The sequence below is a fragment of the Demequina sp. NBRC 110055 genome, from assembly GCF_002090135.1.
Taxonomy (GTDB): domain Bacteria; phylum Actinomycetota; class Actinomycetes; order Actinomycetales; family Demequinaceae; genus Demequina.
Genome location: NZ_BBRL01000007.1, coordinates 177,742 through 203,907 on the forward strand (window position 1 = coordinate 177,742; position 26,166 = coordinate 203,907).

Here is a 26,166-nt window from a genome sequence, read left to right on the forward strand (position 1 = left end):
GAGCCTGTGACAAGGTCGGCCACGGCATCGGCCGCCCGCACGGAACAGAACCGCGCGACTACTAGACTTCCGGCCATGACCCTGCCCCTGCGCCCCGACCTCGCGGGGCTCGAGCCGTACGGCGCCCCGCAGCTGTCCGTCGCAGCGCGCCTCAACGTCAACGAGAATCCGTACTCGCCGCCGCCCGTGGTCGTCGACGCGATCACGCAGGCCGTGCGCAAGGTCTCCGAGGGACTCAACCGCTACCCAGATCGTGACTTCACGCTGCTGCGTCAGGACCTCGCGACGTACCTGGCAGCGGAGTCCTATGTCGACTTCGTCGAGGCGCGCAACATCTGGGCCGCGAACGGCTCGAACGAGGTCATGCTGCACCTCCACCAGGCCTTCGGCGGTCCTGGCCGCACCATCATGAGCTTTGCGCCCACGTATTCGATGTACCCCGAGTACGCGCGCGACTCGCTCACCGAGTACGTCGCCGTGCCGCGCAATGACGACTTCACGATCGACGTCGAGGCCGCCGTCGCGGCCATCCGGGAGCGCCAGCCCAGCCTCGTCATTGTCGCGAGCCCCAATAACCCCACGGGCACCGCGCTCACGCTCGACGAGGTGGAGGCCCTGTACGCCGCGACCGAGGACGTCGAGGGCGGCTGCGTGCTGGTGATCGACGAGGCGTACGCGGAGTTCAGGCGCGCCGGCGTGCCGAGCGCCGCGAGCCTCATCCCCACGCACCCCAACCTCGCCGTGAGTCGCACCATGTCCAAGGCGTTTGCCCTGGCAGGCGGCCGTCTGGGATACCTCGTCGCGCACGAGCCGCTGATCGACGCGCTGCGCGTGGTGCGCCTGCCGTACCACCTGAGCGCGGTGACCCAGGCGGTCGCGCGCGCCGCGCTGGCCCACCACCGCGAGCTCCAGGCGCAGGTCGACGAGATCCGCGCCGAGCGCGACGACACCGTCGAGTGGCTGCGAGAGCAGGGCTACACGGTCGCGGACACGGACGCGAACTTCTGCCTGTTCGGGCCCTTCGAGGACCGTGAGAAGGTATTTGAAGGGCTGCTCGCGCGCGGAGTGCTGATCCGCGTCACGGGTCCCGAAGGATGGCTGCGAGTGTCGATCGGCACCGCGACGGAGATGGCGCTGTTCCGCAGCGCCCTGATGGAGGTCACTGCATGAGCCGCACCGGACGCATCGAGCGCGCCACGAGCGAGTCGCAGGTGCTCGTCGAACTCGACCTGGACGGCTCGGGCGAGACGGACATCGACACCGGCGTCCCGTTCTACGACCACATGCTCACCGCGCTGGGCAAGCACTCGCTGATGAATCTCACGGTCAAGGCGACCGGGGACGTGCACATCGACTCGCACCACACGGTCGAGGACATCGCCATCTGCATCGGCGAGGCGCTCAAGATCGCGCTGGGCGACAAGGCTGGTATTTCCCGCTTTGGCGACGCCTTGGTGCCGCTCGACGAGGCCCTGGCGCAGTGCGTGGTCGACGTCTCGGGCCGCCCGTACTTCGTGCACGTCGGCGAGCCCGTCGGTCAGGCCACGCACCTGATCGGCGGCAACTTCGCGGGCTCACTGACCGGCCACGCGCTGGAGTCGATCGCCCACCACGCCGGCATCTGCGTCCACATGCGCGTGCTCGCCGGGCGCGACCCTCACCACATTGTCGAGGCCCAGTTCAAGGCCCTCGCCCGGGCGCTGCGCTTCGCAGTGACGGCCGATGCGAGGGTCAAGGGCATCCCATCCACGAAGGGCGCGCTGTGACGCAGGACAGCCACGGCGGCAACGACGACCTGGGCGGCATCGAGATTCCTGACGACCTGTCGAGCCTCGACAGCGCCGCGCCCCAGGGCGAGACCGGCCGCCATGTCGAGGAGGACACGGTCGCGATCTTCACGCCCATCCAGAACGGTCGCGTGCTGGCCGCGGTGTGCGCGCTCAACGGCGTGCAGGGCCGCTGCATCGAGACCTCCGCGGGTGCCTTTGCGGTGCTTGACGACACCTCGCGCGGCGCGACCGATGCCGCCGGCCAGGTGGTCAGTGCGTTCGTGAAGCAGCAGCCCATCCTCGCGATGGAGCGCCGCGCGGGCCAGATCACCATTCACCGCTGGATGGCAGGCGTGAAGGGCGACAAGCTGCCCCCGGGCCTCGCGCTCGACGAGGCTCCCGGCGTCATCACGACCCTCATGAGCGGCGTGCAGACCATGGACGAACTTGCCATGACGCACCCCGGCAAGGTCTTCGACGCCCGCATGAGCAAGTTCCAGGCCTTCCGTGAGTTGCGCGCCGCGTCCAAGGACGCGAAGAAGGCCTACAAGGCTCAGCAGGAGAACAAGAAGAACTCCGACCCGAACCCCGACGGCTCGGGGGAGTAGGGGCGGCCGATGCCGTGGCTGGCTCGGTCGCGGCGCTCACCGCTCGGAGGGCGTAGGCCCTGTTAGCGCACCCTGCTGTCGCGTAGGCGGGCCTCGGCGTCGCGCACCTTGGCCTCGGACTCGGCGATGCCCTTGTCGTAGCGCACCTGGGCGTCGTTGAGGCGGACCGTTGCCTGCTCATTGGCGGTGGCCACGGCCTGTTCGGCCTCGCGCGTGGCCTCGTCGCGCTGGCGGGTGACCTCGTCGACGTGCTCGCCGGCGCTCGTGATGCGCGCCGCAAGCCCTCGCACGGCGGACTCCTGATCGGGCTTGAAATCGATGGTCTCGCGGTGCTCGCCGTCCTCGATGGTGAGCGTCGTTCGGCGGGTGTCGTCGTCGCCCTCGGCCACGGGCGCGGCGCCGGCCGCCTCGGCGGTGGCGCTGAGTTGAGGCGTCACGGCGCGCGTCCCGCCAGGCGTGGTGAGCTCGAGCGAGGTGAGCGTGACGGTGCCAGCCGGCCCCTTGACCTGGTCGAGGCGGTCCGAGCCGATGGCGAGCGCACCGTCCAGTCGCGACTTCGCGTCCTTGACGGCGCGGTCGGTGTCCTTTTCCACGGCCTTGAAGTCGCTCTTGAGCTCGGAGACGCACTTCTTGTGTGCCTGCTGGGCGTAGTGGAGGTCGCGCTGTTCGGGGCTCATGGCGTTGACCTTGCGCCGGCGACTGAGCCGCAACGCGATTGTGATGAGCAGGAGCGCCACGGCAACCGCGGCGACAATGATCAGGATCTGCGTCATGTTCATGGGTGTACCTCCTGGTAGGGCAACGACGTTGGGGCGCCGTTCATGCCCTCGGTAGGCTTGCGGGGTGATGACCCCCGTCGTAACCGTCCTTGACTATGGCTTTGGCAACGTCCGTTCCGCGGTCCGTGCGCTCGAGCACGTGGGGGCGCGCGTCACCCTCACGGCAGACCGCGAGATCGCCGAGAATGCCGACGGCCTCGTGGTACCCGGCGTCGGAGCGTTCGAGGCCGTGATGGGTGGGCTGCGCTCCGTGCGCGGCGACCAGATCGTGGGCCGGCGCCTGTCGGGCGGACGCCCGGTGCTGGGGATTTGCGTGGGTCTTCAGGTCATGTTTGAGCGCGGCGTGGAGCACGGTGTCGAGGCCGAGGGCCTCGATCAGTGGCCCGGCACCGTCGAGCTGTTGCAGGCTCCCGTGGTGCCCAACATGGGCTGGGCCCCAGTCGATGTGCCGGAGGGTTCCACACTGTTCGATGGCGTCGAGGACGAGCGCTTCTACTTCGTGCACTCGTACGGCGTGCGGGAGTTCCCGCTGGGCACGACGGAAGACACGGGCCGCTTCGCGGCGCCGCTCGTGACGTGGTCGGAGGCCGGGCCGGAGGGGCACTCGGATCGATTTGTGGCGGCCGTCGAGAACGGGCCCCTCACGGCTACCCAGTTCCACCCCGAGAAGTCAGGCGAGGCGGGCCTGCACCTGCTGAAGAACTGGGTGGAGTCGCTCTAGCGCTGGCCGCCTCTCGCCGCCACACTGAGATGGTGAGGACGATCTCGGGCGGTGGCATCGCGGCGGTGGCGCTGGTGCTCGCAGGTTGCGCGGGCGCCGCAGATCCCGCGCCGGGCGCCGAGGAGACGGGTGCCGGCGGCGAAGCCGCATGCGCCGCACCGATGGTGCTCTTCGCGCCGCTCGAGGCGGCTCCAGGTGACACCGTCACAGTGACGCTCGAGGGTATGTCGGACGACTGCTACGACACCGGACAGTACGGCGCCGGACCGGCGGGGGAACCCGAACCGATCGCTGAGGTCATGGAAGCGATTCTCGTCCCAGTCGACGGTGGGGCCGAGCTCGTGTCGGTGGACGTCTCGCTGGGCGAGTGGAACACCGGCAGCGCGGATTTGGTGCTCCCCGAAGGTGCGCCCGCCGGCGAGTACACGGCGACCGTCACGCCGGCGCCTGCAGTGTTGGATGTTCCCTCAACCCTGACCGTCACCGCCGACTGAGGCCGGCTCGCCTCATCGCGGGCCGACCGTACTCCCGTATCACCGGATTACCGCGAGCTTGCGTCGGCGCAGCAGTCGTCCTCGCAGGTGGTTTCGCTGCCGTGGAGCAGAGCACCTGAGGTCGTCGCGCAGCCGTCCCCGCGCCACGCCTCGAGCCCCTCGCGCACCGCGAAGCCGGCGATGACCAGCGCGGCGAGAGGGTCGGCCCACCACCAGCCGAGCGCGGCGTTGAGGACGAGCCCCACGAGAAGCGCCGCCGAAAGGTAGCTACACAGCACCAGCTGCCGAGAGTCGGCGATGGCCGTCGGGGAGCCGAGCTCACGGCCCGTGCGCCGCTCGAACCACGCGACACCGGGCATGATCGCGAGGGAGGCCGCCGCAAGCGCGATGCCCACGGGCGAGACTTCTGCGGCTTCGGCACCCAGGAGCGCACGCCCCGCGTCGAACGTCACGACGAGGGCGAGGGCAAAGAACGCCCCCGCGATGAGGCGCAGCGTGACGCGCTCGCGCGTCCGTGGGTCGGGGGCGGCGAACTGCCAGGCAACAAAGGCGGCCGATGCCACTTCTACGACGGAGTCCAGCCCAAACCCGAGAAGCGCGCTTGACGATGCCGCCGCACCCGCGGCCAGAGCAATGGCCGCCTCGGCGATGTTGTAGACGATGGTGCCCGCGACGATCAGCCGGATGCGCCGGCGCAGCACTGCGGCGCGGTCGGGCAGGAGTGTGGTCGTCATCAGCAGGTGCATCCTTCCGAGTCGCAGCAGGCGGGGTTCAGTGTGACCGTGAGGGCGAGCATCGCGTCGAGGGCTTCGGCGAGCGCGGGGTGGGCGAGCGAATAGTGCATGTGGCGACCCCGCCGTTCGGCCACGACGAGCCCGCATCCACGCAAGTGGGAGAGGTGGTTGGACATCGACTGGCGGCTCACGCCGAGCTCGGATGCCAGGTCCGCAGGGCAGTGGCTGCCGTGACGCAGCGCCAGCACGATCGCGGCGCGGGTGGCGTCCGACAGGGCGTGGCCGATGTGGGCGACCGCGGCTGTGTGCTCGGGACGCGCGCAGCGGATGTGGTCACGCGGTTCCGTCGCGATGGTGGTCGCGGTGGTCGAGGTCGGTACGGCGATCGTCATGTCCACGACGTTAATACATCGTCCGCTGTACTGTCGAGGAGTGGGGCCGGACCCGGTGAGCCACACAACCCCGCGCCCCGGTAGCCTGGACCCGCCGCGCACGACGCGGCCACGGCATCGGCCGCCCTCGCCGGTGCGACACGACTTGAAAGCGAGACCATGACCGACTCCCCGCGCCTCGAGCTCCTTCCCGCCGTCGACGTCGCCGACGGCCAGGCCGTCCGCCTCACGCAGGGCGAGGCCGGCTCGGAGACCAGCTACGGCTCGCCGCTGAAGGCGGCTCAGGACTGGGTCGACGGCGGAGCGGAATGGATCCACCTCGTGGACCTCGACGCGGCCTTCGGACGCGGCTCGAACGCCGACCTGCTGGCCGAGGTGGTCAGGAGCGTCGACATCAAGGTCGAGATGAGCGGCGGCATCCGCGACGACGAGTCGCTCGAGGCGGCGCTCGCGACCGGCTGCCACCGCGTCAACATCGGCACCGCCGCCCTCGAGAACCCCGAGTGGACCCGCGCGGCGATCGCCAAGCACGGCGACCGCGTCGCGGTGGGCCTCGACGTGCGCGGCACGACCTTGTCTGGCCGTGGCTGGACGCGCGACGGGGGAGACCTGTGGGAGGTGCTCGCACGCCTGGACGCCGAGGGCTGCGCGCGCTACGTGGTCACCGACGTGAAGAAGGACGGCATGCTCTCGGGCCCGAACCTCGAGCTGCTGGGCCAGGTTGCGGAGGCGACGAGCGCGCCCGTGGTGGCCTCGGGCGGCATCTCCTCCCTCGACGACATCGCGGCGATTCGCACGCTCGTCGGCACGGGCGTCGAGGGCGCGATCGTGGGCAAGGCGCTGTACAACGGCAACTTCACCCTGCCGCAGGCGCTCGACATCGCCGGTCGCCCGTAGGCGAGACTCCGGGCCCGGTCCTGCCTGCACTCCGGCACGTCATGCGGCCGACTGACGGGCGCGTACGCCGATATCTGCACCCCCATACGTCATGTGGCGGATCGACGTGCGCGAGTGCAGGTGGCCTGGGGCGCCGTAGCCACGCGGCCCCTCGCGCGCCTCGCGTGAGCCGCGTCACCGCCACCCCGTAGCATCGATGGCATGAGCGACGCCGAGCCCTCCAAGGAGATCCCCGAGTCGATCTTTGCCGACGACGACGGTTCGGCCGATGCCCACCTGGCGCAGGCGCTGATCCGCCACTCGCGCGGCAAGGCGCCATTGGCCGATGTCGTCGACGCGCTCGCGTACGCGCGCGTGCTGATCCCGGTCCTCGCCCAGGGCGAGCAGCGCCACATGGGCAAGCACGGGCTCGAGCAGGACGCGGTCGCCTCGACGGGCGTGGTCGCGGTGCAGATGCCCGACGGTCGCGCGGCGCTGCCCGTCTTCACCGACGTCGACGCCGTGCAGGCGTGGAACGCCCAGGCGCGGCCCATCCCCGCCGAGGGTCCGCGTGCCGCGCTCGCCGCGATCGCCGAGGGCTGGTCGTCGCTCGTAGTGAACCCCGGCATGGAGACCGTCCTGATCCCACGCCCGGCGGTGTGGGCGCTCGGTCAGGGACAGCCGTGGCAGCCTGCGATCGAGGACGGCGTGGTGAGCGACGCGATCCGGGACGCGATCGTGACGGCCGTGACCCTCGACGAGGCCCTCCGAGCGGTCGATGCCGTCCCGGGCAGGGGAGCGGAGATCGCCGTGGTGCTCACGCTCGTGGGCGGCCTCACCCGGCCCGAGGTCGATGCCGTGGTGGAGAGGGTCCAGCGCGAGCTCTCGCACTCCGACGTCGTGGCCCAGCGCATCGACTCGCTCGAGCTGCGCCTTGCGACGGCCTAGCGCAGGCTAGTTGAGCCCGGCGGCCGCGCCGGAGCCTCCCAAGGCAGCGGCGCACGCCGACGACTGCGGCACCAGCAGTTTGGGCTGTGCCAGCAGCGAGTTCAGCATGGAGACGGGAACGATATAACTCTGATCCGTCGTGTTCGAGCGCGCGTAGACCACACCCACCACGTCGCCGTCCTCATTCAAGACGGGCGAGCCGGAGGAGCCAGGCTGCACGACCGCGGTGGTCGCGAGCACGGTGCCCACGGCGCCGCCGTCGTTGTTCTCGACCGGGTCCTTGGTCGCTCCCAGGACCACGCCGGTGGTGGTGGTGAGGCGGCCGCCGTTGGGGTAGCCCACGACGGTGATGGCGTCGCCCTCCGCGGGGTCCTCCTGCGCGAGCGCGGCGAAGGCGCCGCCCATCGCGGTGGTGGTCTTGAGGATGGCGAGGTCGGCCACGGTCGTGACCTCGGCTGCCTCGACCTCGATCACCCGGCCATCGTGGGTCGACACCTCGAGTGTCGCCGAGTCGTTGATGACGTGCCGGTTCGTCACGAGCGTGAACGCGTCGAGGGCGAAGCCGGACCCGGTCGTGACGGCGCCGCAGCCGCTGTTGCGCACGCGCACCGTCATGCGCTGAGCCGCGGAGAAACCGTCGGGAGACAGGGCGACGTTGTTCTGCTCCGGTGCGGCCGAGGGCGCGGGCACCCAGTTCGTGGGCATCGCGCCAGGGGTCGCGGGCAGGGCCGCGCAGCCGGTCAGCGCGAGGGCTCCGGCGGCGAGGGTGACGGCGAGCGCGCGCCTCACTCCGTCAACGCTCCCTGGAACCGCGCGGTCGCGGCGTCCGCGTTGTCGCACAGGTCGGACACGTTGGAGGCGTACTCGGTGATCTGCTCGGGCTCGTACTCATCCTCGGGGGCCTGGAGGTAGGCCGTGAGCTGTTCGAGGCCGTCGATGCACGAGTTGAGGGTCGCCGTCGCGGCCTGGCCGAGGCTCAGCGTCTCCTCGAGTGTGGTGATGACCTGGCTGGTCAGTTCCTGAGAATCGAGGGCCGCGGCCTTCTCGGCGGACACGTCGGTGAGGCGATCGTTCGAGGTGGCCAACTGCTGCGAGAGCAGGTCCACCTCCTGTTGCTTCTCGGTGAGGTTCTGCTGCACGCCGGCAATCTGCTCGCCCAGGTCGTAGTTCGCCGACGTCACGTCGTCGGCGTACGCCTGCCACTCCTCATTGATCTGCCACATGCGCCACCCCAGGTAGCCCGCGCCGATGAGCGCAAGGGCAAGCACGCTCGTGGCGATGATCCACGGGCGGCGCGACTTCGGGGGGTACACGGGGCCGATGACCGGCATGGCTCCCGTAATGGGGTTCGCCTCGCCCACAATCGGAATCGAGCCGGTCGGGGTGTAGCGGGCCAGGCCGCCGAGCGGGATGTCGCCCTCGGCGGTGACCTCGGCGGCCTTCGGGCGCGCGGGGGCCGCCGGCTCAGCGACGGCATCGGCCTCAGTTACGGCATCGGCCTCATCGTCGATAAACGGATCGGGGTCGTCGTCGCGCGGCGGTTCGACGGGTTCGTCGGCGGGGTCACGCCGGGGCAGGATGACCGTGTCTTCGTCGTCGCGGTCCAGATCCTCGTCGAGCGCAGGGTCGCCAGGGACAGCGGGAGTGGTCCCGTCGTTGGTGGTGGCGTCCTGCGGACGAATCATCTAACTCACAGCCCCCGTGTACTTCTCTCCCGGGCCGTCACCCGGTGCGTCGGGGACCACTGAGGCCTCCCGGAACGCCAACTGTACGCTTCGTAGTCCGTCACGCAGCGCTCGTGCATGAGTGTCGCCAAGATCCGGTGCGGCAGCCGTGATGAGGCCAGCCAGGGCGTTGATGAGGGTGCGCGCCTCGTCCAGGTCCTGGTGCTCCTCGCCGTCCTCGGCAAGGCCGCAGCGGAGCGCGGCGGCGCTCAACAGATGAACGCTTACCGTAGAGATAAGTTCCACCGCGTTGACCTCGGCCAGGTCTCGGGCGGCCGATGCCGTGGCGGCGGCCGTAGCGGAGGGCACCTGCGAGGCGGCGACGGCGCCGTCTGCATCGGCGGCGGGCATGTCAGAGGTCATCGTGCTATCCTTGTGAGTCGACCGGCTGGGGAATGGATCCCCGGCGCGCAAGCGGAGTCCACCTCCCACCCTAGGGCCAGTCATTGGGCCGGGGTTCCAGGTCGCGGCACAGGTGGTGTGACAAGACCGCAGGCGCCGCAATCATGGTGGCCCTCGTCTGCGTTCGGACGAGGGCCTTTTCCTATGTCCGGCGAGCGAACAGGTACTCGACAAGAAGGAGCCACCATCAACGAGCCCCGCATCAACGATCGCATCCGCGTTCCGGAAGTCCGCCTCGTGGGCCCCCAGGGCGAACAGGTCGGCATTGTCCGTATCGAGGATGCGCTCCGTCTGGCGCAGGAGTCTGAGCTCGACCTGGTCGAGGTCGCTCCGAACTCGCGACCCCCGGTCGCCAAGCTCATGGACTACGGCAAGTTCAAGTACGAGGCGGCGGTGAAGGCGCGCGAGGCGCGTCGTAACCAGGCCAACACCGAGATCAAGGAAATGCGTTTCCGTCTCAAGATCGATGAGCACGACTACGAGACCAAGAAGGGCCACGTCATCCGCTTCCTCAAGGGCGGCGACAAGGTCAAGGTCACGATCATGTTCCGCGGTCGTGAGCAGTCCCGTCCCGAGATGGGCCGCCGCCTGCTGCTGAAGCTGGCGGAGGAGCTCGAGGAGTACGGCGTCGTGGAGAACATGCCCTCGCAGGAGGGACGCAACATGTCGCTCGTCCTCGGTCCTCTGAAGAAGAAGTCGGAAGCCAAGGAAGAGCAGCGTGTCGCACGGGAGGCCAAGAAGGCCGCCGATCGTGCCGACCGTGAGCAGCGCGCCGCGGCGAAGACGGCCAAGCAGACGTCCGGCGAGTAAGCCGGTCCCATTCGTGCTCGACCCCCGCACGGGGTGAGGGCCTGAAGTCAGAAAGGGCAGATCATGCCGAAGAACAAGACCCACTCGGGCGCCAAGAAGCGCTTCAAGCTCACCGGCACCGGCAAGGTGAAGCACTCGCACGCCATGAACGTGCACAAGTTCGAGGAGAAGACGTCGTCGCGCAAGCGCCGCGTGGCGCAGGACGCGATCCTGTCGGACGCCGACTCGAAGAAGATCAAGAAGCTGCTGGGCAAGTAAGGCCCGAGGAATCAAGGAGTAACACATGGCACGCGTCAAGCGGGCAGTCAACGCCCAGAAGAAGCGCCGTAGCACCCTCGAGCGCGCCCACGGCTACCGTGGCCAGCGCTCGCGCCTGTACCGCAAGGCCAAGGAGCAGGTCACTCACTCCATGGTGTACGCCTACGGCGACCGCCGTAAGCGCAAGGGTGACTTCCGTAAGCTGTGGATCCAGCGCATCAACGCTGCGGCCCGCGCCAACGGCATGACCTACAACCGCTTCATCCAGGGCCTCAAGGCCGCTGAGATCGAGGTGGACCGCCGCATGCTCGCCGAGCTTGCTGTGAACGACGAGGCCGCCTTCGCGACCCTCGTGGAGACCGCCAAGAAGGCGCTCCCCGAGGACGTTAACGCGCCCGCCGCGTAAGCCTCATTCGCATGACAGGACGCCCCGCCACGCTCGACGACCTCACGCTCACCTTGGAGAACACCAAGGCGGAGCGGATCAAGAAGGTCGCGGCCTTGGCGGGGCGTCCTCAGCGTTCCCGGGCCGGCATGCTGCTGGTCGAGGGGCCGCAGGCGGTGCGTGAGGCGGTGCGTTTCGCCGCCGAGCGCGTGCGAGACGTGTACCTCTCCGAGGACGCACTCGAACGCCACCCCGAGATCGCCGCCGAGGCCATCGGCGCCGGCCTCTACGTGCACCTGGGCACCGCCCAGGTCCTCGAGGCCATGAGTTCCGACGCCCAGGGCGTCGTCGCCGTCGTGGCCGATGCAGGTGTCGCCTTGGATGCGGTCCTGGCCTCCCAGCCGCGCCTTGTCGCGGTGCTGAGCAACGTCCGCGACCCCGGCAACGCCGGCACGGTCATTCGTGCGGCCGATGCCGCGGGCGCCGACGCCGTCATCCTCGCCGGCCAGTCCGTCGATCCCGGCAACCCCAAGGTCATCCGTGCCACGGCCGGCAGCATCTTCCACCTGCCCGTGGTGCGCGCGCTGCCGCTCGAGGACGCCGTGACCGAACTGTCCGCCGCGGGGCTGCGTATTCTGGCCGCCGACGGCTCCGGCACCGTCGAGGTGGGCCAGCTCGGCGCCGATGCGGACGCCCTCGCCGCGCCCACCGCATGGGTGTTCGGCAACGAGGCCTGGGGCCTCACCGAGGACGACCTCGCGCTGGTCGACCAGGCCGTGCGCATCCCCATCTACGGTGCAGCCGAAAGCCTCAACCTCGCCACCGCCGCCGCGGTGTGTCTGTACGCCTCGGCGAACGCTCAGCGCGCGTAGTGCCTGCTGTGACGAGGTTCACAGGCCGGAATCGTCGTCGGTGAGCCCGCGATTCCGTACGCTTATGCGGTGCCCTCAAGTTCCGCCTTTCGCCTAGGCCTGCGTTCGCGCGGACTGTCCGTGGCGATTGCGCTGATCCTCGTGGTACTCGTGGTCCAGATGGCGGTGACCATGGTCGGCGCCGTGTGGTCTGACAGGGAGCTGTCCAATGCGCAGCGCGACACCATGGGCTACGTCGGCGAACTCACCGCTTCTGAGGTGGGTCACTTCGCGGCCGAGGCCATCGGCGTCGTGAACTCCTCGGTGGCTCAATACGAGACCGCTCTGCCCGGAGAGAACGTCACCGTTGAATCGGCTGCACGCGCGGCCTACCTCCGGATGCGTGACAACTCCGCGGTGCGAGCGCTCTACATCGGGATTCCTGACGGCGGGTACTTCTACCTTGAACGTGATGGCGACGGGTACCGCCAAGTGGCACGGCCAGGCATTGATGAGCCGTCCTCCGTCGCGATCCTGGACGACCAGGGCGTGATCATCGAGACATCTGAGATCGACAGCGGTTACGATCCCCGTTCCCGTCCGTGGTACCAGGTCGCGCTGGGCAGCGGGGTCGCTCGGTGGACGGATCCCTTCGTCGCCTTCGGTGCCGAGCCGCGCACTCTTGTGACCGTGGCGCGCGCGGCGCGGTCGGACAGCGGAGAGCTCCTCGCGGTGATCGGCGCGGATGTCAGCACAGAGCTCTTGACGGGCGTCCTCGACGATCTCCCTTACGGGGCCGACGCCGAGGCCTTTGTTCTCGCGGGTGGCCAAGAGGTCGTCGCGGCGCCCACGGCGTATGACGCCATGATCGGTGACTACATTGTGAGCACGGGCAATGTCCCTACGGCGAGCGATCTCGGTGTCGAACTTAACAAGATGGTGTGGGCGGACGGCGAGACGTATGAGACCGCGTCGAACACCGGAGTGCAACTCACTCGTGAGGTCGACAGCAATCGCGCTCCATGGTGGATCCACCTTTCCGCGCCAGTGAGCGCCCTCTCGGGCGGGTTGGGCGCGCTCAAGTCGATCGCGTGGTGGTCGAGCGCTCTGACACTGGTGGTCACCGCGATTGCCCTCGCCATCATCTGGACGGTCAGGCATCCGCTGGCCCGGCTGCAGCGCGCCGCGACGACGGACGCTTTGACCGGTATCGCCAACCGTGACGCCTTCATGCGCCGCGGAGCCAGACTTCTACGCCGAGCGGGCGATCAGGGTGACTGCATCCTTCTCGCCGCGATCGATCTCGACAATTTTAAGTCCGTCAACGACCGGCTCGGCCACGGCGCGGGGGACGAGGTGCTGACGCATGTCGCGCGCGCGATGTCACGTACGACGCGCGAGGGAGATGTGGTCGCTCGGCTCGGAGGCGACGAGTTCGCGGTCGTGATGGCGATACGGCCAGACGAGGACGCGCGCCTGATCGCCGAGCGCCTGCGAGATGAGATCGAGAACACAGTGCGCGCTCACGCGGCAGGTGGCTCCGAGATTGGAGTCACGATGGGGATTGTGCACTCCACAGAAGGCGAGCACGAGCTCGCCTCCCTGCTCGTCTATGCCGACAACGCGCTGGTGCAAGGCAAGCAGGTGGGGAAGGGGCGCGTCTACGTGGCCGTGCCGTTCGAGGGGCAGTCCCGTGTCGCATCTCCCGCCTAGGAGTACCTCCCAGCTCAGCCTCGCCTCGGATAGCGCGCACATTACGGTAGTGCCGTGAGACGCCGACGAATCCTGATGCGGTCGCGGGGGTATGTGATCGCTATTGTGTTGATCGTCGCCATCATTCTGACCCAGGCGATCGCCACGATCACGGGCGTCGTTCTCGCGACACGCCAGGTCGACGCGGCAGCCCTTGACACCTACGAGTACGTCGGTGATCTCACGGCAGAGCGAGTGGCGCGGTACGCCGAGTCCGCCACTGACGTCGTCAAGGGCACTGCGGTGCAGATTGGTGACGACACCGACGGCACGCGCGAAAGCTTGGCCCAGGCGATGTACCAGCGGCTCGAACGCGAACCGAGCGTGCGGGGAATCTACGTGGGGTGGGCGACTGGCGAGTACCTGGTGGTGCGCCGCAAAGACGGCGGGTATGAGGAGCTCCTCGGCGGCCCGGATGGGACCCAGCAAGGGGTTCTCCGCGATGGCGTGTTCCGAGAGATAGGCGATATCGAGGCGCTGGTCGACTACGACCCACGCACCCGGCCCTGGTATCAAGTGGGAGCCGCACACTCGAGCGTGGCCTGGACGGATCCCTATATCGAGTACGACACCTCGAACACGCTGGTATCCGCGTCTCAAGCCGCGCGCCGTGAAGGTGAGTTGCTGGCCGTCGTGGGCGCCGACCTCAGCCTCGAACGCTTGGGCCGTGTCCTCGATGACCTTCCGTATGGAGAGGGTGCCGAGGCCTTTGTACTCAGTCCCGCGGGTGAGGTCATCGCTGCGCCCAGTACGTACTTGGAGCGTCTGCGCGAGGTCGCCGCAGCATCCGGCGAGGTCCCGACGGCGGCCGATATCGGCCTGACGGTGACCGAACCACCCACCCGCCCTGGCACGACCGAATTCACGCGCGCCGGTTCACAGATCCTCCTGGACGCGACCTTTCCGGCGCAGGAGCGCCTCGACTGGACCATTCACATCTCCGCGCAGGAGTCTCAGCTTTCGGCGGGACTGGGCGGAGTAGGCGCCACGCTGTGGTGGATCACCGCGATTTCTTTGGTGTTGTTGGCCGCCGCGGCCGTCTTCGCCTGGCGCGTGCGCCACCCTCTGCGTCGGCTACGTGAGCGAGCCTTGACAGACCCCCTCACTGGGCTGACCAACCGCTCGGAGCTCATGCGTCGCGGCGGGATCGTCGTCGCCGCTGCGGCGACACGCGGCGATCGCGTCATGGTCACCACGATCGACTTAGATCGCTTCAAACAACTCAATGACAATCAGGGGCACGATGTGGGCGACCGTGCCCTGATCGCCGTTGCCTTTGCGTTAAGGGCCTGCGTGCGCGACGGCGACATTGTCGCGCGCCTGGGCGGCGACGAGTTCGTGACGGTGCAGGTGCTGCGCAGCAGGGACGCGGGGCGCACGGTGGCGACGCGGGTACGCGATGAGGTCGAGCGTGAGCTCCATACCCGCTTGTCGGGAGCCGAAGACGTGGGTGTGACGATGGGTATCGCCGTCGCCACCGACGGCGGCACCGACCTCACGGCACTACTCAAGCTCGCAGACATGGCTCTGATTCGCGGCAAGCAGACAGCGAAGGGGAGGGTCTACGACGCCGCCGCCGAAGACCATCCCGACTCCCCAGCGGCGCCCACAGACCGGTGACGACGTGATCCCGATGGGGACCATGCGCCGCGCGGGAGTTCGGCGGCCGAGGCGCGCGAGGTCCGCGACGACGGCCCGTGATGTGGCGCCTGTCACAAAGTAGCAACACGCCTGGTGCTAGCCTGCCGCCAACGACACGAAGGCAGGACATGGCAGGCAATCTCATTCCCCTCAACGTGCCCCGCGCGACCGGCAAGGTCGAGCTCAAGGGTGCGCAAGGGATCTTCTACTCGATTCTCCTCAATGGTGAGCCGCTGAAGCGTCGCAAGGGCGCCTGGGTGGTGCCGCTGCGCGGGGGCAAGGAGTCGCGGATCTCGGCCAGCGGCCTCCTGCCGGGGTTCCAGACGTTGTCGCTGGACGGCGAGGAGCTCTACCGGTTCGGGGCACACGCTTCGCGCACCGAGAAGATCGTGATGTTCGCGCCGTTGCTGCTGCTCCTGGGTGCCTCGACCCTCGCGATGATCCTCGCGATCCTGCTGTTTTTCTCCTCGGTGCTGGTGGTCAAGAGCGACCAAATTCCTCGCAAGTTGCGCATCGCCCTGCCGTTGATTAACACCTGTGCCGGCGCGATGATCCTGGTCGGGCTCGCCGGCCTGGCCGCCTGACGCGGGAGGACCGCGGATGAACGTGGCGGGGGAGCGGCGCGGCTGGCGCCGTCCGGCGTCGCTGACCGTTGCCGCCGTGATGGTCTCCGCGGTGCTCGCCCTCCAGCTGGTGGGGGCGCTGTACATGGCGTGGCGCGCGTCGAGCGACACCCGTGACGCGTCGGCTGACGTCGCCAGCATTGTGGCCGATGCCTACGCCCAACGGGCGGGCGTCCTCGCCCGGCCGGCGGGGCAGTCGGCCGAGGACGTGGCGTCGGCGGTCGCCTCGGGCGCGCTCACCTTTGCCGACGAGGACGCATTGCTTGCCGCCGTCCACGGATTCGTCGCCGCCCATCCGCCCTTCCAGACGATGGCGGTCTTCACCCCCGAGCACGAAGTGTTGGGTGTCCTGCGCACGCCCGAAGGTCTGCGGGTCGAGACGCTCGCCGCCGACGGAGAGTCCCGCGCCTGGCTGGTGGACGAGTCGCTCGCTCCGCTCGACTCACTGGAGTCTCCTCCCATTCCCCCGGGGCCGCCCGTGTGGTTGGACGCCGCCCGTGCGGCGGTGGGCGAGGGGCCGGTGTGGCAGCACGTAATCCGCGACGACGGGTCCAGTCAGGCCGTGGTGTCGGTGGCGGTGCCGCGTAGCACCGACGGCGCCACCGTGGTCACGGTGGTGGCGCTCGCGAGCGAGGCGCTCAACGCCGAACTGGACAATGGGACGGGAGGAGCGGCGGCATCGGCCTTCCTCCTCGACTCCCAACGCGCCGTGGTGGCCGGCCCGACGGAGGCCGATGCCTTCCACGACGTCACGCTCGTCGCCGACGGCTCCGGCACGGCGGTGGGCTTTGGTGATGGCGAGGTCGTCGTCGAACGGCCGCTGGGCGTGGAGGGTGCGCCCGACTGGATCGTCCACGTGCAGGTCGCGCCGGCCGAGATCGTGCCCGGCATCGCCGCGCTGCCGCGCCAGATGCTGGTCTATACGGGAATGGTCGTGCTGATCGCGGGCGCGGTGACCTTTGGTCTGTGGCTCCTGCGGCGGCCCCTGCTACAAACGGTGGTGCGGGCGCGCACCGACCAACTGACGGGCCTGGCGAACCGGCACGAGCTCAACAGGCGCGGCCAGACCATGCTCGACGCAGCCTCCAAGCGGCCCTCAGACATCGCCGTGGTGGCGATCGACCTGGACCACTTCAAGTCCGTCAACGACGAGATGGGCCACGACGCAGGCGACACCGTGCTGCGTGCCTGCGGCCACGCGCTGACGCTGCACAGCGGCGAGCGGGACCTGGTGGCGCGCCTGGGCGGCGACGAGTTCGCGGTGGTGCGCTGGCTCGAGCTCGGCGCGAACCCCGACGCTATCGTCGAGACCCTGCGCGCCCAGGTCGAGCGGGACATCCGTGCGCTCGTGCCTGACGCCTCGCGCGTGGGCGTCTCCGCCGGCTTCACGACCGCCGCGCTCGCGGGCTCGTATCGCATCGGCGACCTCCTCACGGCCGCCGACGAGGCCCTCATGGGCGGCAGGCGTGACGGGAAGGGCACCACGTACGCGGCGCCGGCGACGAACCCGCTGCTCGCCGAAGGCGCTACCCTGGACGCATGAGCACGAGCGAGCAGCACTGGGCCCCATCGGCCCGCGCCGCCGTGCGCCGGGAGTCGGTCGCTCCGGTGAGCGCCGCACCTTCGCTGTTTATCTAGGCCCAGGGAGAACCCCTGGGCCTCGGCGCGTCGCCCGGATGGCCGATGCGTCTCGCGGCTTGCGTACGGCACGCGACGGTCGTACGCCACCACGCCACGGCATCGGCCCTCCGCACGCCGATAGACTCACCCCCAGACCCCCGAAACCTCAGGAAAGCAGCCATGACTGAGCTCTCACCCCTCGACGGCGCCGCCGTCGACGCGGCCGTGACCGAGGCCCTCGAGGCCATCGCCGCCGCCACGACCCTCGACGAGTTGAAGGAGGCACGGCTCGCCCACACCGGCGACAAAGCCGCGCTGACGCTGGCCAACCGCCAGATCGGCGGCCTCGAGCCCGCCGACAAGGCCACCGCCGGCAAGAACATGGGCAAGGCGCGCGGACGCGTCAACCAGGCCATCGCCGCCCGCCAGGGCGAGCTTGAGGCCGAGCGTGACGCCCGCGTTCTGGTCGAGGAGACCGTCGACGTCACCCTCCCCGTGAGCCGTGAACTCAAGGGCGCGCGCCACCCGCTGGAGACCATGCAGGAGCTCATGGCGGACACGTTCGTCGCCATGGGCTGGGAGGTCGCCGAGGGGCCCGAGATGGAGGCGGAGTGGTTCAACTTCGATGCCCTCAACTTCGACCCCGACCACCCCGCGCGCGAGATGCAGGACACGTTCTTCATCGACCCGCCCGAGGCCGGCATCGTGCTGCGCACCCACACCTCGCCGGTGCAGGTCCGCGCCGCGCTCGAGCGCCGCGACGCGCTGGTCAGCGAGGGCCGCGGCATCTACGTCGTGTGCCCGGGCAAGACCTTCCGCACCGATGAGCTCGACGCGACGCACACGCCAGTGTTCCACCAGATCGAGGGCCTCGCGGTCGACAAGGGCCTCACGATGGCCCACCTCAAGGGCACGCTCGACGCGTTCGCCCGCTCGCTGTTCGGCCCGGATGCCGTGACGCGCCTGCGCCCGTCCTTCTTCCCCTTCACCGAGCCCAGCGCGGAGATGGACTTGCGCTGCTTCGTGTGCGGCGGCTCGGACGCCGACTGCCGCACGTGCTCGGGCACCGGCTGGATCGAGTGGGGCGGCTGCGGCATGACGCACCCCAACGTGCTGCGTGCCGCGGGCATCGACCCCGACGAGTACACGGCGTTCGCGTTCGGCATGGGCGTGGAGCGCACGCTGATGTTCCGTCACGGCGTCAAGGACATGCGAGACATGGTCGAGGGCGATATTCGCTTCTCCCAGCAGTTCGGAATGGAGATTTAGTCGTGCCGAAGATTCCACTCAAGTGGCTTGAGGAGTCCGTCGACCTGGTCCCCGGATCGACCCCCGAGGACGTCGCCGCGGCGCTCGTGAAGGTGGGCCTGGAGGAAGAGGGCATCGAGGGCGGTGGCATCACGGGCCCGCTCGTGATCGGCCGCGTGATGAGCCTCATCAAGGAGGTCGCCTCCAACGGCAAGACCATCAACTACTGCCGCGTGGATGTCGGCGAGCACAACGACCCGGCGGGCCCCGGCCACAAGCCCGACAACAAGGAGGAATACCCGTCCTCGAAGGGCATCGTGTGCGGAGCGCATAACTTCCACGAGGGCGACTACGTGGTGTGCATCCTGCCCGGCGGCGTGCTGCCCGGCCCGTTCCCCATCGGTGGCCGCAAGACGTATGGCCACTGGTCGGACGGCATGATCTGCTCCTCGAAGGAGCTGGGCCTGGGCGAGGACCACGACGGCATCATCGTGCTCGCCTCTCCCTCCGGCGAATCCCAGGTGACCTTCCCGGGACTGGTGGCGGACGAGGACCTGGTGCCCGGCGCATCGGCCATCGGCCTGTTGGGCCTGGACGAGTCCACCATCGAGATCAACGTCACCCCCGACCGCGGCTACTCGTTCTCCGTGCGTGGAGTGGCGCGTGAGTACAGCCACTCGACGGGACAGACGTTCCGGGATCCGGCCGATGTCGTGGTCACCGGCACTGTCGGCGACGGTTTCGGCGTGGTCGTCGAGGACCAGGCCCCCGTCCGGGGCCGGGTGGGGTGCGACCGTTTCGTCGCGCGTCGACTCACCGGATTTGCGGCCGATGCCGCGAGCCCCACGTGGATGAAGCGTCGCCTCGAGCAGGCGGGCATGCGCCCCATCTCGCTCGCCGTCGACGTCACGAACTACGTGATGCTCGAGCTGGGCCAGCCCCTGCACGCCTATGACCTCGCGCAGGTGAGCGAGCCGATCGTGGTGCGTCGTGCATCGGCCGGTGAAAAGCTCACGACCCTCGACGATGCGTCGCGGACGCTGGATGCGGAGGACCTCGTCATCGCGGACTCGGCCGGCGGCCACGGCGCCCGCGCCGTCGGCCTGGCCGGTGTCATGGGCGGCGCGGAGACCGAGGTCTCGGACGCGACCACGGACATCCTGCTCGAGGCCGCGCACTTCGACGCGGTCACCATCGCCCGCACCGCGCGTCGTCACCGCCTGGGCTCGGAGGCATCCCGCCGCTTCGAGCGCGGCGTGGACACGCGCCTGCAGGTCGTGGCGGTCCAGCGTGCGCTGAACCTCATGCAGGAATTCGGCGGCGGCCAGATCGAGGACGTCTACACGGACCTCGACCAGACGGTGGCGCCCTCGCAGATCGCGATGGATGTCGCGTATCCCAGCACGATTGTGGGCGTGGAGTACCCGGCCGACGAGGTCGTGGAGGCGCTCGAGAAGGTCGGCTGCGAGGTCGACAGGGACTACGAGTCGCTGCTGGTGACGCCGCCCACGTGGCGCCCCGACCTCGACAGCGCCATCACGCTGGTCGAGGAGGTTGCACGCCTGCGTGGCTACGACAACCTCCCGTCGATCCTGCCGGTCGCGCCTCCCGGGCGTGGCCTCACGCACGGCCAGAAGGTGCGCCGCTCCGTGGCGCGCACGCTGGCGGAGTCGGGCCTGACCGAGGTGCTGACGTACCCGTTCATGGCGGAGTCTCGCCTGGACGACCTGGGCATCCCCGACGAGGACCCGCGCCGCGACTGGATCGCGCTCGCCAACCCGCTGTCCGCGGAACTCCCGCTCATGCGCACCACCATGCTGGCCACGTTGGTGGACGCGGTGCGCGTCAACCTGGGACGCGGCGAGCAGGACGTGGCCGTGTATGAGCTCGGCCGTGCGTACCAGGCCAAGAACATTGGTGTGCTGCCGACGGTGGACCCGACCGACGGCGGCATCGCGCCGTCCGAGGTCGAGGCGCTCAACGAGGCCCTCCCTGGTCAGCCGCGCCGCGTGGCCGGCATCATGGCGGGCAACCGCGTGCGCGCGGGCTGGAACGGTCACGCGACGGCGTGGGGCTGGGTCGATGCTTTGGCAGCGGTGGAGCGCATTGCGTCCGTCGCGGGCGTCGAACTCACCGTGACGCAAGGGTCGCGCATGCCGTGGCACCCGGGTCGCGGCGCCACCTACTGGCTGACCGACGGCACGTTCGTGGCGCACGCGGGCGAGCTCCACCCCAAGGTGTGCGAGACGCTGGGCCTGCCCGCGCGCTCGGTGGCCTTTGAGGTCGTGCTGGATCCGCTGATCCGTGAGTCCGACGGCGTCATCGCCGCGGCGACTCCGGTGTCGCAGCAGGTGCTGGCCAAGGAGGACTTCGCGTTCGTGGTGGCCTCCGATGTTGCCGCCGGAGACCTGGTGGGCGTCGTCAAGGACGCCGGGGGAGACCTGGTCGAGGACGCGACGGTGTTCGACGTGTTCACGGGTGAGCAGGTGGGCGAGGGCCGCAAATCGGTGGCGATCAACGTCCGCCTGCGTGCCGCGGATCACACGCTGTCTGCTGACGAGGTGCTGGGTGTGCGCGAGGCGATTATCGCTGCCGCAGCCGAGAAGTTCGAGGCTTTGCTGCGGTAGGCATTGCCACCGGCGCTGAAGGCGTCGGGCGAAGCTCACGCTCGCCCGACGCCTTTTTGCGTGATGAGAACGGTGGGCTTGACGGGGCCTTACACTCGAAGGGTGAGTCTTCAGGAGGTGGTCGGCGCCGTGTGCGCCGACATCAGGTAATCCCGCCCCGGGCTGCGCCGTCAGGCGCGGCCCACAGTGTCGACCCTGAAAGCACCCCGCCCGCGCGGCGCACGCCTTGCGCCAGGGCACTCCTGAAAGAGAACCTCATGCTTCCCCTCACCCCCGCGACCATTCGTGCGTCCTTCGTCAACGCCTCTCGCAAGGAGGCGTCCGACCTCACCCTGCCGGCGAACTTCGACTCGCTGGATTGGGACCAGCTCGATTTCCTGGGCTGGCGAGACCCCAAGCTCGAGCGTCGCTCGTACGTGATCGTGCCCAGCCTCGATCGCGGCGCCACCGGCGTCCTGTTCCGACACCCCGGATCCTCGCCGCGCACCCGAGCCCAGTGCTCGTGGTGCAACGACACCACGCTGCCCAACGACGTGGTGCTGTACAACGCCAAGCGCTCGGGCAAGGCAGGCAAGAACGGCAACACCCTGGGATCGCTGGTGTGCGAGGACTTTCAGTGCTCCGAGAACGCTCGCCGCTACCCGAAGGCCTGGTACGAGGGGTTCGACCGCGAGGCCGAGCGCCAGCGTCAGATCGAGGAGCTGCAGCTGAGGGTTGCAGCCTTCGCCGCGCAGGTCTAGCGAGCGGCCCCTCAACACCTGTCAAGAAACAGCATCGCCGGTCACGCCTCGGGGGGAGTGGCGTGACCGGCGACGCCGGGCCAGGAACGGTTGCGGTTACAAAATCGCCGACAGCTCCGGGTTCGCGGCCGCGCGCACGGCGTCCCGTGCCGCACTCGCCGACGTGGCGGCGCGTGCCGCTTCTGCCAACTCGCTGCACTCCTCCAGGCTGTGCAACGACAGAGCAAGCTTCACGGCGGGCACCTGGGACGGGGCCATCGACAGGCTCGCGACGCCCAGGCCCGCGAGCACCAGCGCGAAATAGGGATCGCCGGCAGACTCTCCGCACACGCCCATGGGCTTGCCGGTCTCGGCGCCGCCGTGACACGCGGCGGCGACCATATCGAGGACGGCGGGCTGCCAGGGGTCCAGCAGGTCGGACAGTGCTCCCTCCATGCGGTCGGCGGCCATCGTGTACTGCGCCAAATCGTTCGTGCCGAGCGAGCCGAAGTCGACCTCGGCAAGCACGTGACGCGAGCGCAGCGCGGCCGCCGGGACCTCGATCATGACGCCCGCAGAGGGGAGACCCGCCGCGCGCACGCGCGAGGCGAACCACGCCGCCTCTTCGGCGGTCGCGACCATCGGAGCCATGACCTTGACGTCGGCTCCGGTGTCGCGCGCCGCCAGCGCCAATGCCGAAAGCTGCGAGTCGATGAGCTCAGGCTTCTCCTGGCACAGTCGCAGACCGCGGCGGCCCAGCGCCGGGTTCTCCTCCTCGCCCAGGTTCGCGAAGGCCAGCGGCTTGTCGGCGCCCGCATCGAGCGTGCGGACCACCACGCGGCGGCCGTCGAAAGGTGCCAGCACGGCGCGGTAGACGTCCGCCTGCTCCTCAATCGACGGCATCGTCGTTGCTGACAGATACACAAACTCGGTTCGGAACAGCCCCACGCCCTCGAGGTCCTGAGTGCCCGCCGCCACGGCGTCGTCCACGCCGCCGATGTTGGCCAGCAGCGCGACGGGGTGCCCGTCGGCTGTGCGCCCTGGCCCAGACACGCCCGCGAGGGCGGCGGAGCGCTTCTCGCGCTTGACCCGCTGCGCCTCGACCAACGCCATGTCGGGGTCGAGGGTGACCTCGCCCGAGTCTCCGTCGACCGCGATCACGGTGCCCGCAGGAATTGCGGTCGCCCCCTGCACCTGCACCACGGCAGGGATGCCCATCTGTGCCGCGAGGATCGCGGTGTGGGACGTGCGGCCGCCCGCCTCGGTGACGATTGCCACCACCTTGGAGCGGTCGAGAGCCGCGGTCTCGGCAGGAGCGAGGTCCTCGGCCACGATGACCGACGGGCCGTCCAACACGGGCACCCCAGGCGTCGGCACGCCCAGTACTGCGGCAATGGCCCGCGAGCCCACGTCCCGCAGGTCGGTCACGCGCTCGGCGAAGTACCCGCCCAGCGCCTCGAACTGCGCGGCGTAGGTGTCGATCGCCGCGGCGATCGCAGTGGCGGGACCCTTGCCCAGACCCACCTGGGTGCCGGCCTCGCGCGCCAACTGCTTGTCCCGGGCGATGAGCGCGGTGGCCTTGAGGATCGGCTTGGCGTGGTCGTCGGCTGCGGCGGCCCGCTCGTCGAGGTCGGTGGCGACAGCCGCAAAGGCGCCGAGCACCGCGTCGACGGCGGCTCCGGAATCGGCGGGGGCGGGCTCGTCGGCCGGAGCCTGGACCGGCGGCGCGACCTGCACCACTGGTCCGGCCACGGTTCCTGCGCTCACGCCTACGCCCGTGCGGGTGTCGCCGGACATGTCAGCCCTCCGCGTCCAGGTTGCGCGACAGGAGCGCGACGAGGGACTCGAGGGCGGCGTCGGCGCCGTCACCCTCTGCGGTGAGCACCACCTCCTCGCCGTGCTTGGCGCCCAGGGCCATGACGCCCAGGATGCTGGTCGCGTCCACGGCGTCCTCGCCGGGGCGGGCGATCTCGACGTCGAGGCCAGTCTCCTGCGCGGCCTCGACGAACAGGGCGGCGGGGCGGGCGTGAAGCCCGACGGACGATGCGATGGTGACGGTGCGCTGTGCCATGACAGTTCTCCTTGTGTTGAGGGTCGCGGGGTGAGGGGCTAGACGGTGGCGACCGCGTCGACGGTCGCGAGCTTGCGGTCGCGGGACTTGAGGACCAGCACGATGGCGGTCATGAGGGCGATACCGGCGGCGAGGGCCACGAGGAACCACAGGAAGCCGCCCATGAGGGGCAGCACCCAGATGCCGCCGTGCGGGGCGCGCAGGGTCACGCCGAAGACCATCACCAGGCCGCCGGTGAGCGCCGAGCCCAGCACGGAGGAGACGATGACACGGATCGGGTCGGCCGCGGCGAACGGGATAGCGCCTTCCGAGATGAACGACGCTCCCAGTAGCCACGCGGCCTTGCCGTTCTCGCGCTCGGGCTCCGAGAAGAGCTTGGGACGCAGCGTGGTGGCGAGGGCCATCGCGAGAGGGGCGACCATACCGGCAGCCATGACGGCGGCCATGATGGTCAGCGCCGGCGCGTCGGTCGCGGTGCCCGCGGCGGCCAGACCGGCCGTGCCGAAGAAGTACGCGACCTTGTTGACGGGCCCTCCCAGGTCAAAGCCCATCATGGCGCCCAGGATCAGACCCAGGACAAAGGCAGACCCGCCCTGCAGGCTAGTAAGCCACTCGTTGAGGGCGTCGGACAGTGCGGTGATGGGCGCGCCCAGGAGGGTGATGAACAGGCCCAGGGTGATGAGGCTCGACAACAGCGGGATCACGACCACGGGCATCACGCCCCGGACGCCCTTGTGGACCTTCCAGGAGGCGATCCATTTGGCGACGAGTCCGCCGAGGACACCGGTCACGATGCCGCCCAGGAAGCCGGCGCCCATGCTCGCGGCCACGGAGCCGCCGACGATGCCGGGCACCAGGCCGGGCCTGTCGGCGATCGCGAAGGCGATGAAGCCGGACAGGATCGGCACCAGGAAGCCGAAGGATGCGGCGCCGATCACGTACAGCAGCGCGGCCCAAGAGGTCAGCGACGCGATGTCGAAGTTCTGGGCGATGTTGTACTGATCGTCCGAGGTGAGGTTGTACTCGACGATCTCGATGGCGCCGTTCTCACCCAAGGCGACCTGCGACAGCATGAACGACAGCGCGATCAGGATGCCGCCCGCGGCGACGAACGGGATCATGTAGCTCACGCCGGTCATCAACCATTGGCGGATCTGGGTGCCGATGCCCGCCTTGTTGTCGACCTTGGAGGACAGGCCGCCCGATGCCGCGGCTGCGGGGGCAGCGGTACGCACCTCGGGATTCGCCTTCCACTCGGCAGCCTTGGCCTCGGCCTGGGCGACGAGCCCGGGACCGTCGGAGATGGCCTTCTTCACGCCCACGTCCACGAGCGGCTTGCCGGCGAAGCGCTCGGCGTTGCGGACCTCCACGTCGTGAGCGAAGATGACGGCATCGGCCGCGGCGATCTGCTCGGGCGTCAGCGGCGTGGCTCCGGCAGAGCCCTGCGTCTCGACGTGCATGGTGTGGCCCGCCTCGGCGGCGGCGCGCTCGAGCGCCTCGGCAGCCATGTAGGTGTGAGCGATACCCGTCGGGCACGAGGTGACGCCTACCAGCGTGAGGCCGGCCGATGCCTCGGCGGGCTCGGTGACCTCGCTCGCCTCCTGAGCGCCCTGGGTGGGGGCGGTTGCGGACGACGTGGCCTGGGCGGCGCTCGCGGCCGGCACCACCTCGCCCACCTCGGCCTGGACGAGGGAGACGACCTCGGCGTCGGAGGTGGCGGCGCGCAGCGCGGCGGTGAACTCCTTCTTCATGAGCGCCTTGGCAAGCTTGGGAAGGACCTGCATGTGGGCTTCGCCGCCGCCCTCGGGCGCTGCGATCAAGAACACCAGGTCGGCGGCGCCGTCCTTGGCGCCCCAGTCGAGCCCTGTAGCGAGGCGGCCGAAGCCCAGGGTGGGCTCGGTGATGGCCGCGGAGCGGGCGTGGGGGATGGCGATGCCGCCGGGCAGCCCGGTGGCCATGGTCTCCTCGCGCTTGCGCACGTCCGCGAGGAAGGCCTCGAGGTCGGTGCAGCGTCCGGTGGCGACTAGGCGCTCTGCGAGCGCGCGGGTGGCCTGGTGGCGATCGTCGGCCGTGAGGTCGAGAACGACCTGGGTCTCATCGATGAGGGGCATTGT

General features: G+C 69.4%; 27 protein-coding genes. 18 read left to right on the forward strand and 9 right to left on the reverse strand.

Features of this window, described 5'->3' with window-relative positions:
• Positions 1-75 precede the first annotated feature (75 nt).
• Genes B7K24_RS08965 through B7K24_RS08975 form a run of 3 tightly spaced genes read left to right on the forward strand, consistent with a single transcriptional unit; the run spans position 76 to position 2,377 of the window.
• Positions 76-1,170 (forward strand): histidinol-phosphate transaminase, encoded by a 1,095-nt coding sequence (locus B7K24_RS08965; RefSeq protein WP_084129991.1) that lies wholly within the window; start codon positions 76-78, stop codon positions 1,168-1,170.
• Positions 1,167-1,766: an imidazoleglycerol-phosphate dehydratase HisB gene (gene hisB, locus B7K24_RS08970; protein WP_084129992.1), complete on the forward strand. Its 600-nt coding sequence runs from the start codon at positions 1,167-1,169 to the stop codon at positions 1,764-1,766. Before B7K24_RS08965 ends, hisB begins: the two co-directional genes overlap by 4 nt.
• Complete coding sequence (locus tag B7K24_RS08975) at positions 1,763-2,377, forward strand: hypothetical protein (RefSeq protein ID WP_084129993.1); 615 nt, start codon at positions 1,763-1,765, stop codon at positions 2,375-2,377. Before hisB ends, B7K24_RS08975 begins: the two co-directional genes overlap by 4 nt.
• A gap of 62 nt (positions 2,378-2,439) precedes the next feature.
• Here the strand turns inward: B7K24_RS08975 and B7K24_RS08980 are convergent, their stop codons facing one another.
• Positions 2,440-3,150, reverse strand: a complete 711-nt coding sequence (locus B7K24_RS08980; protein WP_144268222.1) for a hypothetical protein — start codon at positions 3,148-3,150, stop codon at positions 2,440-2,442.
• Between the two features lie 73 nt (positions 3,151-3,223).
• On the opposite strand from B7K24_RS08980, the gene hisH reads away from it, so the two are divergent.
• Both hisH and B7K24_RS08990 read left to right on the forward strand, forming a co-directional pair.
• Positions 3,224-3,877, forward strand: a complete 654-nt coding sequence (hisH, locus tag B7K24_RS08985; RefSeq protein WP_084130042.1) for an imidazole glycerol phosphate synthase subunit HisH — start codon at positions 3,224-3,226, stop codon at positions 3,875-3,877.
• 32 nt (positions 3,878-3,909) lie between these two features.
• Positions 3,910-4,371 carry a hypothetical protein gene (locus B7K24_RS08990; RefSeq protein ID WP_144268223.1) on the forward strand — a complete coding sequence of 154 codons (462 nt, stop codon included), beginning with the start codon at positions 3,910-3,912 and terminating at the stop codon, positions 4,369-4,371.
• A gap of 47 nt (positions 4,372-4,418) precedes the next feature.
• Here B7K24_RS08990 and B7K24_RS08995 read toward each other — a convergent pair whose 3' ends face one another.
• On the reverse strand, positions 4,419-5,105 hold the full coding sequence (locus B7K24_RS08995) for a cation transporter (RefSeq protein ID WP_084129996.1): 687 nt from the start codon (positions 5,103-5,105) through the stop codon (positions 4,419-4,421).
• On the reverse strand, positions 5,105-5,497 hold the full coding sequence (locus B7K24_RS09000; RefSeq protein ID WP_084130043.1) for a helix-turn-helix transcriptional regulator: 393 nt from the start codon (positions 5,495-5,497) through the stop codon (positions 5,105-5,107). The genes B7K24_RS08995 and B7K24_RS09000 overlap by 1 nt, the downstream gene beginning before the upstream one ends.
• 159 nt (positions 5,498-5,656) lie before the next feature.
• Here B7K24_RS09000 and priA point away from each other — a divergent pair, with 159 nt between their 5' ends.
• Both priA and B7K24_RS09010 read left to right on the forward strand, forming a co-directional pair.
• Complete coding sequence (priA, locus tag B7K24_RS09005; RefSeq protein ID WP_084129997.1) at positions 5,657-6,394, forward strand: bifunctional 1-(5-phosphoribosyl)-5-((5-phosphoribosylamino)methylideneamino)imidazole-4-carboxamide isomerase/phosphoribosylanthranilate isomerase PriA; 738 nt, start codon at positions 5,657-5,659, stop codon at positions 6,392-6,394.
• A 201-nt stretch (positions 6,395-6,595) separates the two neighbouring features.
• Entirely contained in the window at positions 6,596-7,321 is a 726-nt protein-coding gene (locus B7K24_RS09010; protein WP_084129998.1) for an SseB family protein, read from the forward strand.
• Positions 7,322-7,327: 6 nt separating this feature from the next.
• Here B7K24_RS09010 and B7K24_RS09015 read toward each other — a convergent pair whose 3' ends face one another.
• The 3 genes from B7K24_RS09015 to B7K24_RS09025 are packed head-to-tail and all read right to left on the reverse strand — an operon-like array spanning position 7,328 to position 9,408.
• The gene (locus B7K24_RS09015; RefSeq protein ID WP_234986644.1) at positions 7,328-8,110 is read right to left on the reverse strand and encodes a serine protease; all 783 of its coding nucleotides are present in this window, start codon (positions 8,108-8,110) and stop codon (positions 7,328-7,330) included.
• Positions 8,107-9,006: a hypothetical protein gene (locus tag B7K24_RS09020; RefSeq protein WP_084129999.1), complete on the reverse strand. Its 900-nt coding sequence runs from the start codon at positions 9,004-9,006 to the stop codon at positions 8,107-8,109. Before B7K24_RS09020 ends, B7K24_RS09015 begins: the two co-directional genes overlap by 4 nt.
• Positions 9,007-9,408, reverse strand: a complete 402-nt coding sequence (locus B7K24_RS09025; RefSeq protein WP_234986645.1) for a DUF1844 domain-containing protein — start codon at positions 9,406-9,408, stop codon at positions 9,007-9,009.
• 183 nt (positions 9,409-9,591) lie between these two features.
• Here B7K24_RS09025 and infC point away from each other — a divergent pair, with 183 nt between their 5' ends.
• The 11 genes from infC (at position 9,592) to B7K24_RS09080 (ending at position 22,002) form a co-directional block, all read left to right on the forward strand.
• Entirely contained in the window at positions 9,592-10,257 is a 666-nt protein-coding gene (gene infC, locus B7K24_RS09030; RefSeq protein ID WP_084100531.1) for a translation initiation factor IF-3, read from the forward strand.
• Between the two features lie 63 nt (positions 10,258-10,320).
• Complete coding sequence (rpmI, locus tag B7K24_RS09035) at positions 10,321-10,515, forward strand: 50S ribosomal protein L35 (RefSeq protein WP_084076713.1); 195 nt, start codon at positions 10,321-10,323, stop codon at positions 10,513-10,515.
• Between the two features lie 25 nt (positions 10,516-10,540).
• Entirely contained in the window at positions 10,541-10,921 is a 381-nt protein-coding gene (gene rplT / locus B7K24_RS09040) for a 50S ribosomal protein L20 (protein ID WP_084076712.1), read from the forward strand.
• 11 nt (positions 10,922-10,932) lie between these two features.
• Complete coding sequence (locus B7K24_RS09045) at positions 10,933-11,772, forward strand: RNA methyltransferase (RefSeq protein ID WP_084130000.1); 840 nt, start codon at positions 10,933-10,935, stop codon at positions 11,770-11,772.
• Positions 11,773-11,841: 69 nt separating this feature from the next.
• The gene (locus B7K24_RS09050; RefSeq protein ID WP_084130001.1) at positions 11,842-13,464 is read left to right on the forward strand and encodes a diguanylate cyclase; all 1,623 of its coding nucleotides are present in this window, start codon (positions 11,842-11,844) and stop codon (positions 13,462-13,464) included.
• 54 nt (positions 13,465-13,518) lie between these two features.
• On the forward strand, positions 13,519-15,123 hold the full coding sequence (locus B7K24_RS09055) for a diguanylate cyclase (protein WP_144268224.1): 1,605 nt from the start codon (positions 13,519-13,521) through the stop codon (positions 15,121-15,123).
• Positions 15,124-15,272: 149 nt separating this feature from the next.
• Positions 15,273-15,728, forward strand: coding sequence for a hypothetical protein (locus B7K24_RS09060; protein ID WP_084130003.1), 456 nt, complete (start codon positions 15,273-15,275; stop codon positions 15,726-15,728).
• A 16-nt stretch (positions 15,729-15,744) separates the two neighbouring features.
• A complete protein-coding gene (locus B7K24_RS09065) occupies positions 15,745-17,310 on the forward strand; it encodes a diguanylate cyclase (RefSeq protein ID WP_084130004.1) in 1,566 nt (521 codons plus the stop codon).
• 257 nt (positions 17,311-17,567) lie between these two features.
• A complete protein-coding gene (pheS, locus tag B7K24_RS09070; protein WP_084130005.1) occupies positions 17,568-18,656 on the forward strand; it encodes a phenylalanine--tRNA ligase subunit alpha in 1,089 nt (362 codons plus the stop codon).
• Positions 18,657-18,658: 2 nt separating this feature from the next.
• The gene (gene pheT, locus B7K24_RS09075; protein ID WP_084130006.1) at positions 18,659-21,262 is read left to right on the forward strand and encodes a phenylalanine--tRNA ligase subunit beta; all 2,604 of its coding nucleotides are present in this window, start codon (positions 18,659-18,661) and stop codon (positions 21,260-21,262) included.
• A 257-nt stretch (positions 21,263-21,519) separates the two neighbouring features.
• Complete coding sequence (locus tag B7K24_RS09080) at positions 21,520-22,002, forward strand: FBP domain-containing protein (protein ID WP_084130007.1); 483 nt, start codon at positions 21,520-21,522, stop codon at positions 22,000-22,002.
• A 96-nt stretch (positions 22,003-22,098) separates the two neighbouring features.
• Here the strand turns inward: B7K24_RS09080 and ptsP are convergent, their stop codons facing one another.
• From ptsP to B7K24_RS09095, 3 genes are read right to left on the reverse strand one after another with little or no spacing between them, the layout of a single operon-like run.
• Entirely contained in the window at positions 22,099-23,778 is a 1,680-nt protein-coding gene (gene ptsP / locus B7K24_RS09085; RefSeq protein WP_084130008.1) for a phosphoenolpyruvate--protein phosphotransferase, read from the reverse strand.
• 1 nt (position 23,779) lies between these two features.
• Entirely contained in the window at positions 23,780-24,052 is a 273-nt protein-coding gene (locus B7K24_RS09090; protein ID WP_084130009.1) for an HPr family phosphocarrier protein, read from the reverse strand.
• 38 nt (positions 24,053-24,090) lie between these two features.
• The gene (locus B7K24_RS09095) at positions 24,091-26,163 is read right to left on the reverse strand and encodes a fructose-specific PTS transporter subunit EIIC (RefSeq protein ID WP_084130010.1); all 2,073 of its coding nucleotides are present in this window, start codon (positions 26,161-26,163) and stop codon (positions 24,091-24,093) included.
• Between the last annotated feature and the right edge of the window lie 3 nt (positions 26,164-26,166).